Genomic DNA, 15,897 nt, shown 5'->3' on the forward strand with positions numbered 1-15,897 from the left:
ATCAAATCTGTTTAGCTAAGCTTGAACTTTAACATAACAGGATTATGGTCGGAATACATAAAGTCGGTGTCAATATTATTTGCTACTGCACTAACGTTATCGGATACAATAAATCCGTCTATTACAACCGTGTAGTTTTGTCCTTTTACATAAGGCATATCTGTACTGCGACAAGTTGGAATTTTGGCTGCATTATTTGCTATAGCAAAGGAAAATCCATCCGCTAAATTTTCGTCATTCATTTCGTAAACCCATTCAGGAACCTTTTGATTGGTTTCAAAAACTGTTTTTGTGTGTGCGATATCGTGATTAAAATCTCCGCCAACAATTACATAATTGCCTTTAGCATACTCTTGTTTTAATGTGCTATTTAGTACAGCAAGTTGCTTTTCTCTTATTTTACCGCCTTTATCATAAGCAGACATATGCGAGTTAATCAGTACAAGCTCTTTTCCGTTATCAACTGGAATACGTGACACTAAAAAGCATCTGTCTAAATCAGTGAATTTAGTGATAAAGCTAGGATCAACAGGATATTGTTTACGAATAGATTCGGAAATGTTATATTTACTCATAGTTGTGATACCGCCGTCAACAGCGCCATGAGGATCTAATAAAGGATATAATAAGAAAGCTGAGTGAAAGTTATTGGCAAAGCTGAGCGAATAGTTAGCTCCCAAAGTCTTTAATTGTGCATACTGATTAACCTTATGACTACGTGTTGCTTTCATATCGACCTCTTGAAACATATAAAAATCGGAATCAAGGGAATCAACACTTGAAAGAGCTCCTTTGGTATTATTAATTACGGTCTGTTTATCTTTTGCTTTTGAATTTTTTCCTGTTACTAAGGTGCCATCTTTCATTTCGCCACTATCCATGAAAAACGAAAAATCATGATTGTATGCACCAAAACCGATATTGTATGTAACCAATGAATGTTCTTGACCAGTTTTTAATATTTTTTTAGAAGGGTTTTCCACAGCGATTTTTGTGTTGTCGTCAATTCTATAGTACTGAAGATTCATATACACAACATAACCAACAACAGCGATAAATAAAATTCCAATTACGATTAAAAGGCTAATTCCAATTGATTTCAATAGTTTCAAGCTTTTCATTTCGTCACATCCTAATTTAATATACTTGTAGTGTAGCATATTTGGGAAATATATTCAATGCAAATGTAAAATCCCTCATCCAAACGGATGAGGGATTTACTATAACAAATTGTTGTTTAATCCAGTTAGAGAATAGTCTTGATTAAAAATTATTCTTGAGCTGCTTTTGCAACAAGTTGTGCATATTTATCTTTTGCGTTAGCTTCTGCTTTAGCGAATAATTGCTCTGCTCTTGTTGGGTTTGCACGAGCAAGAGAGTTATAACGAACTTCACCCATGATGAAGTCTTTGTAGCTAGCAGTAGGAGCTTTAGAGTCTAATTGGAATGGGTTTTTGCCTTCAACAGCTAGACGTGGGTCATATCTGAATGTATGCCAATAGCCTGCTTCAACAGCACGTTTTTCTTCTGTTTGAGCAGAGCCCATACCAGTTTTAATACCGTGGTTGATACATGGTGCATAAGCAATAACAAGAGATGGACCGTTGTAGCTTTCTGCTTCAACAAATGCTTTAATAGCTTGGTTGTAGTCAGCACCTTGTGCGATTTGTGCAACATAGATGTAACCGTAGCTCATAGCAATACCAGCAAGGTCTTTCTTCTTCACTTCTTTACCAGCAGCAGCGAATTGAGCAATTGCACCGGTTGGAGTAGATTTAGAAGCTTGACCGCCTGTATTAGAGTAAACTTCAGTATCGAATACTAAGATGTTTACATCTTCGCCAGAAGCAAGAACATGGTCAACACCGCCGTAACCGATATCGTAAGCCCATCCGTCACCACCGAAGATCCAAACAGATTTTTTAGCTAGGTAATCTTTTGCAGCTAAAATATCTTTTGCACCATCACAGTTGCAGTTTTCTAACATTGCAACTAATTTGTCAGTAGCAATACGGTTAGCAGAACCATCGTTTACTGTATCAAGATATTCTTTGCAAGTAGCTTTTGCAGCTTCATCGCAAGCGTTAGCCATAATAGCTTCTACTTTTTTGATTAGTCTGTTTCTAATTGCAGATTGTGCAAGATACATACCATAACCATATTCAGCGTTATCTTCAAATAGAGAGTTAGCCCAAGCAGGACCAAAGCCTGATTTGTTTACTGTGTATGGAGTTGAAGGAGCAGAACCACCCCAGATAGAAGAACAACCGGTTGCGTTAGAAATATACATTCTGTCGCCAAATAGTTGTGTTACAAGTTTAGCATATGGAGTTTCTCCACATCCAGCACAAGCACCGGAGAACTCTAATAGAGGTTGTTTAAATTGGCTACCTTTAACGGTAGATTCTTTAAATTTAACACCAACTTCAGGTTTTGTAGGAAGATCAATGCCGTATGCAAATGCATTTTGTTCTTCTAATTGAGAATCAAGAGCTTGCATTGTAAGAGCTTTGTTTCCTTTTTTACCAGGACAAACGTTTACACAAGAGCCGCATCCAGTACAGTCAAGTACAGAAACAACCATAGCAAAGTTTAGACCAGGCATACCAGTCATAGGAGCAGATTTTGTTCCGCATGGAGCATTTTTCAATTCTTCATCAGTCATTACAACCGGACGAATTACAGCATGAGGACAAACATAAGAACAGAAGTTACATTGGATACAGTTGTCAGGATTCCAAGCTGGAACGTCAACAGCAATACCACGTTTTTCGTATGCAGCAGAACCTTGTGGGAATACACCGTCAGCCATATGAGTGAAAGTAGAAACAGGAAGTGTATTACCTTTTTGTGCAGTTACAGGAACTAGGATGTTGTTAACATAGTCAACTAGATCTTTTCTATCGCCTGTAGCAACATGAGTTAAGTCAGTATCAGCTGCGGTAGCCCATTCAGCAGGAACTTTAACTTCAACAACATTTTTTGCACCAGCATCAATAGCATCATGGTTCATCTTAACGATGTGTTCACCTTTTTTGCCATAAGAAGCAGTTGCAGCATCTTTCATGTATTTAACAGCATCATCAGCAGGGATAATGTTAGCTAATTTAAAGAAAGCAGATTGTAGAATAGTATTGATTCTTCCGCCAAGACCGATTTCTTTACCAATTTTAACACCGTCAATAGTATAGAACTTGATGTGTTTTTTAGCAATGTCACGTTTTACTTGACCAGGAAGTCTTTCTTCGATTTCAGCCATGTCCCAACCACAGTTTAATAGGAATACGCCGCCTTCTTTTAGGTCAGCAGTCATATCATATTTTGTTACATAAGATGGGTTATGACAAGCAACGAAGTCAGCTTTATTGATTAGGTAAGTTGATTTAATTTTTGGAGCACCAAATCTTAAGTGAGAAACTGTAATACCGCCAGATTTCTTTGAGTCATAGTCAAAGTAAGCTTGAACGTTCATATCAGTATGGTCACCGATAATTTTGATTGAGTTCTTGTTTGCACCAACAGTACCGTCAGCACCAAGACCCCAGAATTTACAACAAGTAATACCAGCAGGAGTTGTGTTAGGATTTTCAGTAATCTCTAATGATAAATCAGTAACATCATCTACGATACCAAGAGTAAATCTATTTTTCGTTGTGTTTTTGAATGCAGCAATGATTTGTGCAGGAGTTGTGTCTTTAGAGCCAAGACCGTAACGTCCGCCCAATACAGGGATTGCATCAAATTTAGAACCTTTAAGAGATGCTACTACATCTAAGTATAGAGGCTCGCCAAGTGCACCAGGCTCTTTTGTTCTGTCTAATACAGTGATGTGTTTAACGGAATCAGGAATAGCTTCGATTAACTTTTCTGCAACGAAAGGTCTGTATAATCTTACTTTAACAACACCGTATTTACCACCGTTAGCATTTAAGTAATCGATAGTTTCTTCGATTGTATCGTTAACAGAACCCATAGCGATAATGATGTTTGTTGCATCAGCAGCACCATAGTAGTTGAATAATTTATAATCTGTACCGATTTTCTCGTTTACTTTGTTCATATACTCTTCAACGATACCAGGAACAGCATTGTAGTAAGAGTTAGAAGCTTCTCTTGCTTGGAAGAAAATATCAGGGTTTTGAGCAGTACCTTTTAGAACTGGGTGTTCTGGATTTAAAGCTCTCGCTCTGAAAGCGTTGATAGCGTCCATATCAACCATTTCTTTTAGGTCAGCGTAATCCCAAGCAGCAACTTTTTGCAGCTCATGAGAAGTTCTGAAACCATCAAAGAAGTGAATGAAAGGAACTCTAGATTTAATAGTTGACATATGAGCAACTGCGCCTAAATCCATAGCTTCTTGTGGGTTTGTGCCAGCAAGCATAGCGAAACCGGTTTGACGACAAGCGTAAACGTCTGAGTGATCGCCGAAGATAGATAGTGCATGAGAAGCGATAGCACGAGCAGAAACGTTAATTACGCAAGGTAGTAACTCACCAGCAATTTTATACATATTAGGAATCATTAATAATAAACCTTGAGATGCTGTGTAAGTAGTAGTTAAAGCACCAGCGGAAAGAGAACCGTGAACAGCACCAGCAGCGCCTGCTTCTGATTGCATTTCAACAACTCTTACTCTTTCGCCAAAGATATTCTCTTTGCCTTCTGCTGACCATTTGTCAGTAGCTTCAGCCATATTTGATGATGGAGTGATTGGGTAAATCGCAGCAACATCAGTAAAGGCGTAGGATGCATGAGCGGCAGCAGTGTTACCGTCCATGGTTTTCATTTTTCTTTTGATTGCCATTTTTATATCCTCCTTGAAATTTGAATACATATTATATCATAAGCGTAGCGTTGATATAATTGACGATACGCGGCTTTGGCGAAGCCAAACTTCGCGTCGTCATATAAATATATAAAATAAACACGTGAGTGTTTGTTTTATCATAAGCGTAGCGTTGATATAATTGACGATACGCGGCTTTAGCAAAGCCAAACTTCGCGTCGTCATTAAAATATATGATAAACCCCATTAAGGCTTATTATATCTAAACGAAGTGTTGATATAATCGGCGATATACGAAATTAAAACAAATTTCGTGTCGTCAAAAAAATATATATGATAAACCAAGTGGTTTATTATATGAAGTGTGCAAGGTTATTATTTACTTGTAAACGAGTAACCATCCAATTAAATTAAAATAAAAAGAATTCGGTTGTTTGCAGTATAATTATTAAGCATATAGATATTTTTGTTGAAAAATGTCCAAGCTGCTTTACACGCTTGTTTTTATTTTATCATCTTTCCTTATTAATGTAAAGGGAAATGCAAAGAAATATTGTTAATGTAAATGGTTGCATTTCCATTAATAATATAATTAAATCTGCATCTTTTGAAACGTCTATTTTCTGAAAAAAGAAAATATAATACTGACAAATAAATGAATATATTAGTTGAAATAATAAGCCCAATTTTACTTGAAGGCTTTCATATTGAATCGTTTGTCATAAACTAACTTTAACATAAAAACAACATTTTTTATTACGATGCTGTAAATAAAACTAGGATTCATTGACATTTTATCAAAAAACCTTTATAGTAAAAGAGTCTAAGTAAAAATGCATATAATATGCTATAGGCAGTACGAATTGATTTCGTATGAAATAATTTAGGACCACTGAAAGGGGTTTCGTAATGGACGACGTCGGGCGATATTTAGGTAGTATTGTAATTTTTTTACTACTAACCGTAATCGCAATGTTTTTTTCAGGTCATGAAGCAGCAATTGTATCATTGAACGAAAGTAGATTAAAACGATTAGCGGAAGAAGATAACCCAAAGGCTAAAAAACTGTTGACAATCAAAGAGCATCAGTTTCATTTTTTACTGAAAATGGATATCTGTGCTACGTTTTGTATTGTAGCAGCTTGTTTGGTTGGAACATATGTATATTCACCTGTGTTGCAAGTATTATTCGAAAAATGGTTTGGAAAAGCGGGTTGGATTTCTGTAGTTTCGTTTTTGATCATTTTCGTTCTTTCTGTTTTTATAGCTTTTGTTATTGGTAAAACACTGCCGAAAAAACTAGTTGCAAATAAGCCGGAATCATTTGCATTGTTTTCTGTAGATTTTATTCGAGTGTTAGGTGCTTTATTTAAACCGATTACTTTTATGATTATGAAAACAGCAAAAGGTTTTATCAAACTAATCGGTATTAATCCAAGCAGTGAAAACAGTGATGTAACCGAAGAAGAGATTCGTATGCTTGTGGATGTTGGAAATGAAAATGGCACCATTGAGTTATCTGAACGTGAAATGATTAACAATGTGTTCGAGTTTAATGATCGAACTGCAGAAGAAATTATGACTCACAGAACCGATATCATAGCTGTGGAAAAAGAAGATCCATTATCTGAAGTGATTCAACTTGGCATTGAAGAGGGCTTTTCTCGTATACCGGTTTATGATGATGTGATAGATAATATTGTGGGTATAATATATGTGAAAGATTTGCTGACTTTGATTGGCACATTAGATATTAGCGGCAAAAAAACGGAAGAGTTTATGCGTGGCGTAATTTATGCTCCTGAATCAGCACGTTGTAGAATGCTCTTTAAGGAGCTAAAAGAAAAGAAAACACATATGGCCGTTATTGTAGATGAATACGGTGGAACTGCTGGTGTCGTTACAATGGAGGATTTATTGGAATCTATTGTTGGTAATATACAAGATGAATATGACCAAGAGGATGATGAAGTTAAAAAAATCGATGAAAATAACTATTCTTTAGATGGCGGATTGAGTATAGAAGAAATTGAGAAATTATTTGATATCAGCTTATCTGTGGATGAAGATACGGAAACACTCGGTGGATTAATTGTCAATACATTGGGAAGAATTCCATCCGAAGAGGAATTTCCGACTGTAGCGGTTTGTGGTGTGGAATTTACTGTTGCAAAAGTTGAGGACAGACGTGTGGTTCGAGTGAATGCAAAAGTTTTGCCTCAAACGCAACAGATAGAAGATAAATAAAACGTGTATTTTTAGTTAAAAGAATTTACACATAGACGGAGTAATAAATGAAGGTATTGATGATTGGTGATGTTATATCACAATTAGGATGTGATTTTCTTCGCCAAAAATTACCGCAACTAAAGCGGGAAATGAAAATAGATGTTGTCATTGCAAATGGAGAAAACTCAGCAGTTGGAAACGGAATATTGCCGACAAGTGCAAAGTCTTTGCTTGATAGTGGGGTTGACATTATAACAACTGGCAACCATGTATATAAACGATTTGAAATATTAAACTATTTTGAAGAAAATGATCAGGTAATTCGTCCTGCAAACTTTCCGGATTCAGCAAGTGGAAAAGGTTATTATATTTATGATGGCGGTTACTATCAGCTAGCGGTTATCAATTTGTTGGGAACTTCTTTCATGGAGCCGCTTGCATGCCCTTTTGAAACAATGGACAAACTGCTCGAAAAAATCGATTGTAAATATATTTTAGTTGATTTCCATGCAGAAGCCACAGGTGAGAAAAAAGCTTTGGGTTATTATTTAGATGGCAAAGTAAGTGCAGTAGTTGGTACTCATACACATGTGCAGACTGCGGATGAACAGATTTTGCCTCAGGGAACAGGCTTTATAACGGATTTGGGTATGACAGGGCCGATTGATTCAGTACTTGGAGTAAATCCACAAAATGTAATTACTCGATTAAGAACCCATATGCCAACTCGATTTGAGGTAGCCGAAGGTAAATGTCGAATGGAATGTGTATTGTTGGAATTGTGCGAAAAAACGGGAAAATGTAACCATATTACGAGATTACGGATTGAATAATCTTAACATTTCGTGTATAATATTGAGAAGATAGATGTACGATACGTATTTATGTGAAGCAGCTTTGTTAAAAGCAAAAATAAGTATTGCATCAAAGGAGATGTCTTTTATGGTAAAGCTTGAAAATCATTTGGGCGTAATTGATGTATCACATGAGTATTTTGTGAACTTAGTTGGTAGTGCTGTTATTAGTTGCTTTGGTGTTGCTGCAATGGCAACTGCAGACGCAACGCAAGGATTTTTACAGAAGTTCAAAAGAAATGATAACTTAGATAAAGGCATACGTGTGCGTGTGAAAAATCAAAAACTTGTTATTGATTTGCATATTATTGTTACTTATGGAACAAATATTTCAGCAATAGTAAAAAGCATCATGCATAAAGTACAATATACCGTCGAAGAAAATACTGGTTTCAGCGTAGCAAGAGTGAATGTTTTTGTTGACGGGATGAAGACTGTATAAAAATTTGAAAATAAAATAAAAAATAACGCCGAAGCAGCGCTGAAGCGTACATTTAATGTACAATGAGAATATTTTGTGCATGGTAAAGAGGAGTGCAGTAGGGTGATACAAGGAAATGTTTTAGCAAAAGCTATTATTTCAGGTGCGAATAATATCACGAATAATAAACAAATGGTGGATGAATTGAACGTATTTCCTGTTCCAGATGGTGATACAGGAACGAATATGTCAATGACAATTAACGCAGGCAAAAAGGAATTGGAGTTATTAGATAATCCAACCGTAGAAAAAGCTGCTGAAGTTGCAGCATCTGCTTTATTACGTGGAGCAAGAGGAAACTCCGGAGTTATTTTATCTTTGTTGTTCAGAGGCTTTGCAAAAGGATTAAAAGGAAAAACAGAAGCCAATGGGCAGGATTTAGCCAAAGCGTTGACACTAGGTGTTGAAGCTGCATATAAAGCAGTTATGAAGCCAACAGAAGGAACGATTCTAACCGTTGCAAGAGTTGCTGCTGAACATGCAACAGAATTAGCTTTACAAACCAATGATACAACGATTGTATTTGATGAAATTGTAGCAAGAGCAAAAGAAGCATTAGACCAAACACCTGAAATGCTTCCTGTATTGAAAAAAGCAGGAGTAGTGGATGCAGGTGGTATGGGTTTACTTGTAATATTCAAAGGAATGCAAGCAGTAATCTGCTCAGGTGAAGAAGTTAAAACAGTTGAAAAAACAACTACGAATAAGGCTGTAGCTCCTGTATTGAATGCTGTTGCGGAATATGAAGGCGAAATTACCTTTACTTATTGTACAGAGTTTATTGTAGATAAAAAAGAGGATTGTCCTGATGCATTAAAGCTAAGAGCATATCTTGAGACAATAGGCGATAGCGTTGTATGTGTGGATGATGAAACGATTATAAAAGTACATGTTCATACGAACAATCCTGGTAATGCATTGCAAGAAGGATTGAAGTTTGGCCAGTTAATCAATATGAAAATCGAAAATATGCGTGAGCAGCATCAAGCAAAAATCAATGAATCAGAACGAACAAAGGCGAGCGATGAGTATTTACCGGTAGATCCAGAAAAACAATTCGGTTTTGTTGCAGTATGTGCAGGAGCAGGTTTACAAGGGTTGTTTGCTGATTTAGGTGTTGATAAAATTGTGAGTGGTGGTCAGACAATGAATCCAAGCACAGACGACATTTTACGTGCAATTGAAGCTACTCCGGCTGAAACAGTATTTGTATTACCAAATAATAAAAATATTATTATGGCTGCGGAACAAGCAGTAAAACTTGCAGATAGAAGAGTATGTGTATTGCAAACACGAACAATACCGCAAGGGATTTCAGCAATGCTTGCATTTGATCCAGAAGCGAGTTATAGCGAAAACCGTTTGAATATGACAAAGCAATTTGATAGAGTTCAAACCGGTTTAGTAACATTTGCTGCAAGAGATAGCGAGTTTGATGGACATTCCATTAAAAAAGGTGAAATATTAGGACTTGATAACGGTAAGCTCAGTTTCACAGAAAAAGATTTAAATAAAGCACTTCTTCGTTTAACCAAAACGTTAGCAAAAAAATCCGACGGAACATTCATTACGATTATTTATGGTAGTGACGTAACAGATGAGCAAGCGGAGAAAGTTTATAATTCCATTTCAGAAAAATACGGAAATGAATATGAAATAAACCTAATCAATGGTGGGCAACCGGTTTATTATTACATTCTTTCTGTTGAATAATTAGATAAACCCGAGAGCGAACGTTGTTCGCTCTTTTGTATATTTTAATTTGGTTTTTATTGCGTTTCAAAAATTATCGTGGTAAGATGAAGAAAAGGGTATTTCATTATAAGAAATGAGGTAACGAAAATGCGAAAAGAGATCTATTTAAAAGATATTAAAAATAAGCAATTAAAAATGCTGATTTGGATTGGTTGTGTTTTGGTAGTCGCTTTAATCGTGTTAATTGTTTCGGCAATTTCTGCTTCAATTGGAATTGCTATTTTGCTTCCAGTTTCGATTATTGCGGGAATCTCTGCTGTTATTGCATTTGTTGGCTTTTTTGTTGCAGTACCCGTTTGGTTAATTATGAATCGTAAAAAAAGAAACCATAAAATAGATAAATGAGGATAGAAAAGTGAGCGTTACGTTAAATGACCGAATTGAAAAGCTAAAGGGTGTTGGCGAACGGCGTGCAAAGCTATATCATAAGTTAGGAGTAGATACCATCTACTCCTTATTGCAATTTTATCCAAGAACCTATTTAGATTACTCAAAGCCTGTGCCAATTGCAGATACAATTATAAACGATAATAACGTTATATTAGCAACTGTATTTCGAAAACAAGGTGAGAAAAGAATTCGAAAGGGACTTTCTGTATTTAAGGTCTATGTAAATGATGGAATGAGTAATCTTATTATTACAATATTCAATTCCAAATGGCAGTATGAAGCGTTAAAAGAAGGAGAACAATACTATTTTTACGGTAAGGTTACGGGAACTTTACTGAAAAGAGAAATGACAGCTCCTTTATTTGTTACCGTAGAAGAGGGCGATATGTTTCGCCCAATCTACAGCTTAACTGAAGGCTTGACCAATAAAATGATACAAACCAATGTGAAAGAGGCATTAGAGGTATGGGGCGATTGCTTGGATGATGCAATTCCGAATGAAATAAAAATGAAGCATAACCTTTGTCATCTTCGTTATGCAATTGAAAATATACACTTTCCCAAAGATGAGGAAGCATTGCAGCTCGCTCGATTTCGGTTAATGTTTGAAGAATTATTGGTATTGCAGTTAGGCTTGATTTTATTAAGAAATAAAGTAAGAACCGAAACGGGAATCATGATAAAAGATTGTGATATGGTACCTTTTTATGAATCTTTACCGTTCACATTAACAAATGGGCAGCAGCAAGCAATAAACGAGGGACTTGCCGATATGAAGCGAAACATACCAATGAACCGTTTGTGCCAAGGAGATGTAGGCTGTGGTAAAACGATGGTTGCCGCTGCATTAAGTTATGCTTGTCATCATAACGGATTTCAATCTGCAATTATGGCACCTACACAAATATTGGCAGAGCAGCATTATGAAACGTTAAGTAATTTGTTGACACCACTTGGAATACACTGTTGTTTACTAACAGGTTCTCAAAAAGCATCTGAAAAAGCGGCATTACTAGAGGGTATTGAAAACGGGGAATATAGCGTAGTCATTGGCACACATGCTTTGGTGCAAGATACCGTAGTTTTTCGTAAACTTGGGTTGGTAGTAACGGATGAGCAGCATCGTTTTGGTGTATCGCAAAGGGCAAAGTTGGCTAACAAGGGCGATAATCCGCATTTACTTGTTATGTCTGCAACGCCAATTCCGAGAACACTTGCATTAATCATCTATGGGGATTTAGATGTATCTGTTATCAAAGAGCTGCCTAAGGGTAGAAAGCCGATTGAAACTTATGCAATAGGAACAGATAAAAGACTTCGTGCGTTAAGCTTTATTAAAAAACACATTGATCAGGGAAGACAAGCATATATTGTTTGCCCGCTTATTGAAGAGAGTGAAAGCGACCTTATATCCATTCAAGAATATATCAAGGGCTTGCAGAAATCCCCTTTGAGTAACTATAGAATTGCTGCTTTAAACGGTAAGCTGAAAGGTACTGAAAAAGAAGCAATTATGGGTGCCTTTAAACGCAATGAAATTCAAGTGTTGGTTTCTACAACGGTTGTCGAGGTAGGTGTAGATGTACCAAATGCCAATATTATGTTGATTGAAAATGCAGAACGGTTTGGTTTGTCACAATTACACCAATTAAGAGGACGTGTTGGGCGAGGAGAATATCAAAGCTTTTGTATTCTCGTTTCTGACCATCAGGGTGAAGAAAATAAAAAGCGCTTGCAAACCATGACCAAAACCAATGATGGATTTTTAATAGCAGAAGAGGATTTAAAGCTGCGTGGACCTGGCGACTTTTTCGGAGTGAAACAGCATGGGCTTCCGGCTCTTAAAATTGCAAATTTAGTAGATAATATGGATATGCTACATATGACGCAAGAAGTAGCGAAAGAAATTTTAGAGTCAGATAGTAAACTTCAATTGCCAGAACATAGAGGTTTGCGAAATGAAGTAAAACGATTGTTTTATCAAAATGAACAGCGAGCTTTAAATTAATAAGAATAAGATTACAATGTTGAAAATCGGAAAGGAATGAAATCAATTAGAGTATTAAAATATACTATTACACAAGAGCATAACGGGAAAACAGTTCAAGACTTTTTAATCGGGGAGCAAGGTTATTCCCGACGTATTATTACAAGGCTAAAACAAAATCGTGGGGATATTCTTTTAAATGGTGAGCATATTCGCATGGTTGATCCTATTCATGAGGGCGATATCATACAAGTATCGCTCCACGAAGAAACCTATATTCATTCAAACAGTGAGCTGCAGGTTCCAATTATATATGAAGACGATGATGTTATCGTTTATAATAAACCGGCAAATATGCCAGTTCACCCTTCTCGTAACCACCAATATGATACTTTGGCAAATGCTTTTTGCTATCATATGGAGCAGAAGCATATGCGGGCGACGTTTCGACCGATTAACCGATTGGATCGAGACACAAGCGGTTTAGTAGTAGTTGCAAAGAATGCACTTAGCGCATCGAAGCTATCAGGTGCAGTTGAAAAGGAGTATACTGCAATTGTTTGTGGCAAGGTTACTCCGCTAGAGGCAACAATTGATGCGCCAATTATACGATTGGATGATTTCCATATCAAACGTGGAGTAGATAAAAACGGACAGCGTTGTGTTACCCATTATAAAGTGGAGTTGCAAAATGAAAAATACTCTCTTGTTCGAATTCATCTTGAAACAGGACGCACGCATCAAATACGAGTTCATTTCAGCCATATTGGATACCCATTAGCAGGTGATGATATGTATGGTGGAGATATGACAGACATCAAAAGGCAAGCGCTTTGCTGTAATGAGGTATTATTTTTACATCCGCAAACGAACAGTACCATCAAATTATGCATAAATATTCACGATGACATGAATAAACTCGTGCAATGTGAATAAATATTCACAAAACTTGCATTTTCCTCTTGCAATTATTCAAAACATATGTTAGAGTATTATCAACAAATAAAACAAATACTAATTTGAAGAAAACATAATGGAGGAATGGCAATATGAAAAAAATAATATCAATATTACTGATAACAATCATGGTTGCTGCAATGTTTGTTGGTTGTAAGGGAAATGAAAACAGCTTAGAAGCAATCAAAAAAAATGGCAAAATTACAATGTTAACAAATGCAACTTTTGCACCATTTGAATTTGTTGAAAACAATAAGGTTGTTGGTGTTGACCCTGAGTTAGCTCAAATGATCGCAGATGAAATCGGCGTAAAGCTTGAAATTACAAACATGGACTTTGATTTATTAGTTGACTATGTAAAAACAGGTAAAGGCGATTTTGCTGCAGCAGGAATGACAATTACAGATGAAAGAAAAAAACAAGTGGATTTTTCAATTGAGTATACAACTTCTACACAATATATTATTGTGAAAAAAGGTACAGATGTAAAATCATTTAGTCCAAATGGAAAAGTAATTGGTGTTCAACAAGGAACAACAGGTGACTTATTCTATGCAAGCGACAAAAAGGTAATCCAAGCGAAAGAAGTAAAACGTTATAAATCATCAATAGATGCTGCGAAAGATATCCTTTTAGGAAGAGTAGATTGCGTTATAGTTGATGAACTTCCTGCTAAAAAAATTGTAGAGCAAAATAAAGATACATTAGAATGCTTTAACCCAGGTTATGAGCCGGAATCATATGCTTTTGCAGTAAAGAAAGAAAATAAAGAATTATTAGATGTAATTAACAAAGTATTGCAAAAACAAGTAGAAAGTGGTAAAGTGAAAGAACTAGTACTAAAGCACTCATAATTAAAAAAGAATAGTAATATAACAGCAGACGATTACTGTCTGCTGTTATGTTGATTTATTAGAAAGGTAATGGAGAGAATGGAAGGCATTTTAAATGAGATATATGATGCTCTATTTAAAGAACAAAGATATCTAATGATATTAGATGGCTTAAAAAATACGCTTATTATTGCACTTTTTGCAACCATAATCGGTGTAATAATCGGAACGATTGTTGCAATAGTAAAAAATGCGAGCATTGGACGTAAATCACTTTGGATTTTTGATAAAATATGCGATTTATATATTACAATTATTCGTGGCACTCCGCTTATGATTCAATTATTGATTTTGGCAGGAGCAATTATGGCATCAGTTAAAAACTACATTCTGATTGCTATTGTTGGATTCGGTTTGAACTCTGGTGCATATGTTGCCGAGATTATTCGTGCGGGTATTTTAGCAGTAGATAAAGGGCAAATGGAAGCAGGACGCTCTTTGGGATTAACCAGCGCACAAACAATGAAAAAAATAATAATGCCACAAGCAATTAAAAACATATTACCGGCTTTAGGCAATGAGTTTATTGTATTGTTAAAAGAAACATCCATTGCAGGATATATTGCCGTTCAAGATTTAACGAATGTCGGAAACGTGATTCGTGCAAGTTCCTATAATACTGCGATATATTTCATTATTGCAGGTATTTACTTATTGTTGGTTGTTGGTATGACAGCCATTTTAAAACGTTTTGAGATGAGGTTGGCTAAGAGTGATAGAGGTTAAAAATTTATACAAAAAATTCGGCGATAATCATGTGTTAAACAATATTACTGAAACAATTTCCAAAGGCGAAAAGGTTGTTGTTGTCGGTCCTTCAGGTTCCGGTAAATCTACATTTTTACGTTGCCTTAATTTATTAGAAATGCCAACCGACGGAGAGATTTGGTTTGAAGGCAATAATATTACCGATAAAAAAACGAATATCAATCAGCTAAGACAAAAGATGGGAATGGTATTTCAACATTTTAATTTGTTCCCACATTTAACAATTCTACAAAATATCACATTAGCACCAATTACGTTAAAATTGCAAACGAAAGAAGAAGCGGAAGCCAATGCCAAACGTTTATTGGAGCGAATTGGTCTTTTAGATAAAGCAGACAGCTATCCTTCTATGATTTCAGGTGGCCAAAAACAACGTATTGCGATTGTTCGTGCGTTGGCAATGAATCCTGATGTTATGTTATTTGATGAGCCAACTTCTGCACTTGACCCTGAAATGGTGGGCGAGGTATTAGAACTCATGAAAGAACTTGCAAATGAAGGTATGACGATGGTTGTGGTTACTCATGAAATGGGATTTGCCAGAGAAGTTGCTACTCGTGTATTATTCATGGATGGCGGACAAATTGTAGAGCAAAACAATCCAAAAGACTTTTTTGAAAATCCACAGCATGAACGTTTACAAGAATTTCTTGCAAAAGTGCTTTAATAAAATTAGAAAAAACTGGCGAAAGCCAGTTTTTTTGTTATAATAGATAGTATAAAGTTAGAATCCACGATTCGTGGAGTCATTCAATTACTCGTAGGTAGCAATCTTTTTGCAATATAGTATAGTAGTT

At 36.0% G+C, this 15,897-nt stretch carries 12 protein-coding genes; 10 read left to right on the forward strand and 2 right to left on the reverse strand.

The annotated features are described in order from the left end of the window. Nucleotides 1–11: 11 nt before the first annotated feature. Together RBG61_RS08260 and nifJ are read right to left on the reverse strand one after the other, a co-directional pair. On the reverse strand, nucleotides 12–1,121 hold the full coding sequence (locus tag RBG61_RS08260; RefSeq protein ID WP_307942531.1) for an endonuclease: 1,110 nt from the start codon (nucleotides 1,119–1,121) through the stop codon (nucleotides 12–14). Nucleotides 1,122–1,270: 149 nt separating this feature from the next. Beyond that, nucleotides 1,271–4,798 (reverse strand): pyruvate:ferredoxin (flavodoxin) oxidoreductase, encoded by a 3,528-nt coding sequence (gene nifJ, locus RBG61_RS08265; RefSeq protein WP_307947235.1) that lies wholly within the window; start codon nucleotides 4,796–4,798, stop codon nucleotides 1,271–1,273. An 897-nt stretch (nucleotides 4,799–5,695) separates the two neighbouring features. On the opposite strand from nifJ, the gene RBG61_RS08270 reads away from it, so the two are divergent. The 10 genes from RBG61_RS08270 (at nucleotide 5,696) to RBG61_RS08315 (ending at nucleotide 15,767) form a co-directional block, all read left to right on the forward strand. Further along, a complete protein-coding gene (locus RBG61_RS08270; protein WP_307942534.1) occupies nucleotides 5,696–7,033 on the forward strand; it encodes a hemolysin family protein in 1,338 nt (445 codons plus the stop codon). Nucleotides 7,034–7,080: 47 nt separating this feature from the next. Further along, nucleotides 7,081–7,848, forward strand: coding sequence for a TIGR00282 family metallophosphoesterase (locus tag RBG61_RS08275; RefSeq protein WP_307942536.1), 768 nt, complete (start codon nucleotides 7,081–7,083; stop codon nucleotides 7,846–7,848). Nucleotides 7,849–7,882: 34 nt separating this feature from the next. Beyond that, nucleotides 7,883–8,311 (forward strand): Asp23/Gls24 family envelope stress response protein, encoded by a 429-nt coding sequence (locus tag RBG61_RS08280; protein WP_307942539.1) that lies wholly within the window; start codon nucleotides 7,883–7,885, stop codon nucleotides 8,309–8,311. 102 nt (nucleotides 8,312–8,413) lie between these two features. Next, the gene (locus RBG61_RS08285) at nucleotides 8,414–10,063 is read left to right on the forward strand and encodes a DAK2 domain-containing protein (protein WP_307942540.1); all 1,650 of its coding nucleotides are present in this window, start codon (nucleotides 8,414–8,416) and stop codon (nucleotides 10,061–10,063) included. Nucleotides 10,064–10,192: 129 nt separating this feature from the next. Then, nucleotides 10,193–10,450: a hypothetical protein gene (locus tag RBG61_RS08290; protein WP_307942542.1), complete on the forward strand. Its 258-nt coding sequence runs from the start codon at nucleotides 10,193–10,195 to the stop codon at nucleotides 10,448–10,450. Nucleotides 10,451–10,460: 10 nt separating this feature from the next. After that, nucleotides 10,461–12,503 (forward strand): ATP-dependent DNA helicase RecG, encoded by a 2,043-nt coding sequence (gene recG / locus RBG61_RS08295; protein ID WP_307942544.1) that lies wholly within the window; start codon nucleotides 10,461–10,463, stop codon nucleotides 12,501–12,503. 36 nt (nucleotides 12,504–12,539) lie between these two features. Continuing rightward, nucleotides 12,540–13,418 carry an RluA family pseudouridine synthase gene (locus tag RBG61_RS08300; RefSeq protein WP_307942546.1) on the forward strand — a complete coding sequence of 293 codons (879 nt, stop codon included), beginning with the start codon at nucleotides 12,540–12,542 and terminating at the stop codon, nucleotides 13,416–13,418. Nucleotides 13,419–13,531: 113 nt separating this feature from the next. After that, a complete protein-coding gene (locus RBG61_RS08305) occupies nucleotides 13,532–14,293 on the forward strand; it encodes a transporter substrate-binding domain-containing protein (RefSeq protein ID WP_307942548.1) in 762 nt (253 codons plus the stop codon). Between the two features lie 78 nt (nucleotides 14,294–14,371). Continuing rightward, entirely contained in the window at nucleotides 14,372–15,058 is a 687-nt protein-coding gene (locus RBG61_RS08310; RefSeq protein ID WP_307942549.1) for an amino acid ABC transporter permease, read from the forward strand. Beyond that, a complete protein-coding gene (locus RBG61_RS08315) occupies nucleotides 15,045–15,767 on the forward strand; it encodes an amino acid ABC transporter ATP-binding protein (protein ID WP_307942551.1) in 723 nt (240 codons plus the stop codon). The genes RBG61_RS08310 and RBG61_RS08315 overlap by 14 nt, the downstream gene beginning before the upstream one ends. Nucleotides 15,768–15,897 lie beyond the last annotated feature (130 nt).

This window comes from Paludicola sp. MB14-C6, assembly GCF_030908625.1.
GTDB lineage: Bacteria > Bacillota > Clostridia > Oscillospirales > Ruminococcaceae > Paludihabitans.

What these genes read in the sequence shown, in the direction of transcription:
- RBG61_RS08270 (WP_307942534.1), top strand. Translation starts at nt 5,696, where the DNA reads ATGGACGACGTCGGGCGATATTTAGGTAGTATTGTAATTTTTTTACTA.
- RBG61_RS08305 (WP_307942548.1), top strand. Translation starts at nt 13,532, where the DNA reads ATGAAAAAAATAATATCAATATTACTGATAACAATCATGGTTGCTGCA.
- RBG61_RS08300 (WP_307942546.1), top strand. Translation starts at nt 12,540, where the DNA reads ATGAAATCAATTAGAGTATTAAAATATACTATTACACAAGAGCATAAC.
- RBG61_RS08280 (WP_307942539.1), top strand. Translation starts at nt 7,883, where the DNA reads ATGTACGATACGTATTTATGTGAAGCAGCTTTGTTAAAAGCAAAAATA.
- RBG61_RS08275 (WP_307942536.1), top strand. Translation starts at nt 7,081, where the DNA reads ATGAAGGTATTGATGATTGGTGATGTTATATCACAATTAGGATGTGAT.
- RBG61_RS08310 (WP_307942549.1), top strand. Translation starts at nt 14,372, where the DNA reads ATGGAAGGCATTTTAAATGAGATATATGATGCTCTATTTAAAGAACAA.
- RBG61_RS08290 (WP_307942542.1), top strand. Translation starts at nt 10,193, where the DNA reads ATGCGAAAAGAGATCTATTTAAAAGATATTAAAAATAAGCAATTAAAA.
- RBG61_RS08260 (WP_307942531.1), bottom strand. Translation starts at nt 1,121, where the DNA reads ATGAAAAGCTTGAAACTATTGAAATCAATTGGAATTAGCCTTTTAATC.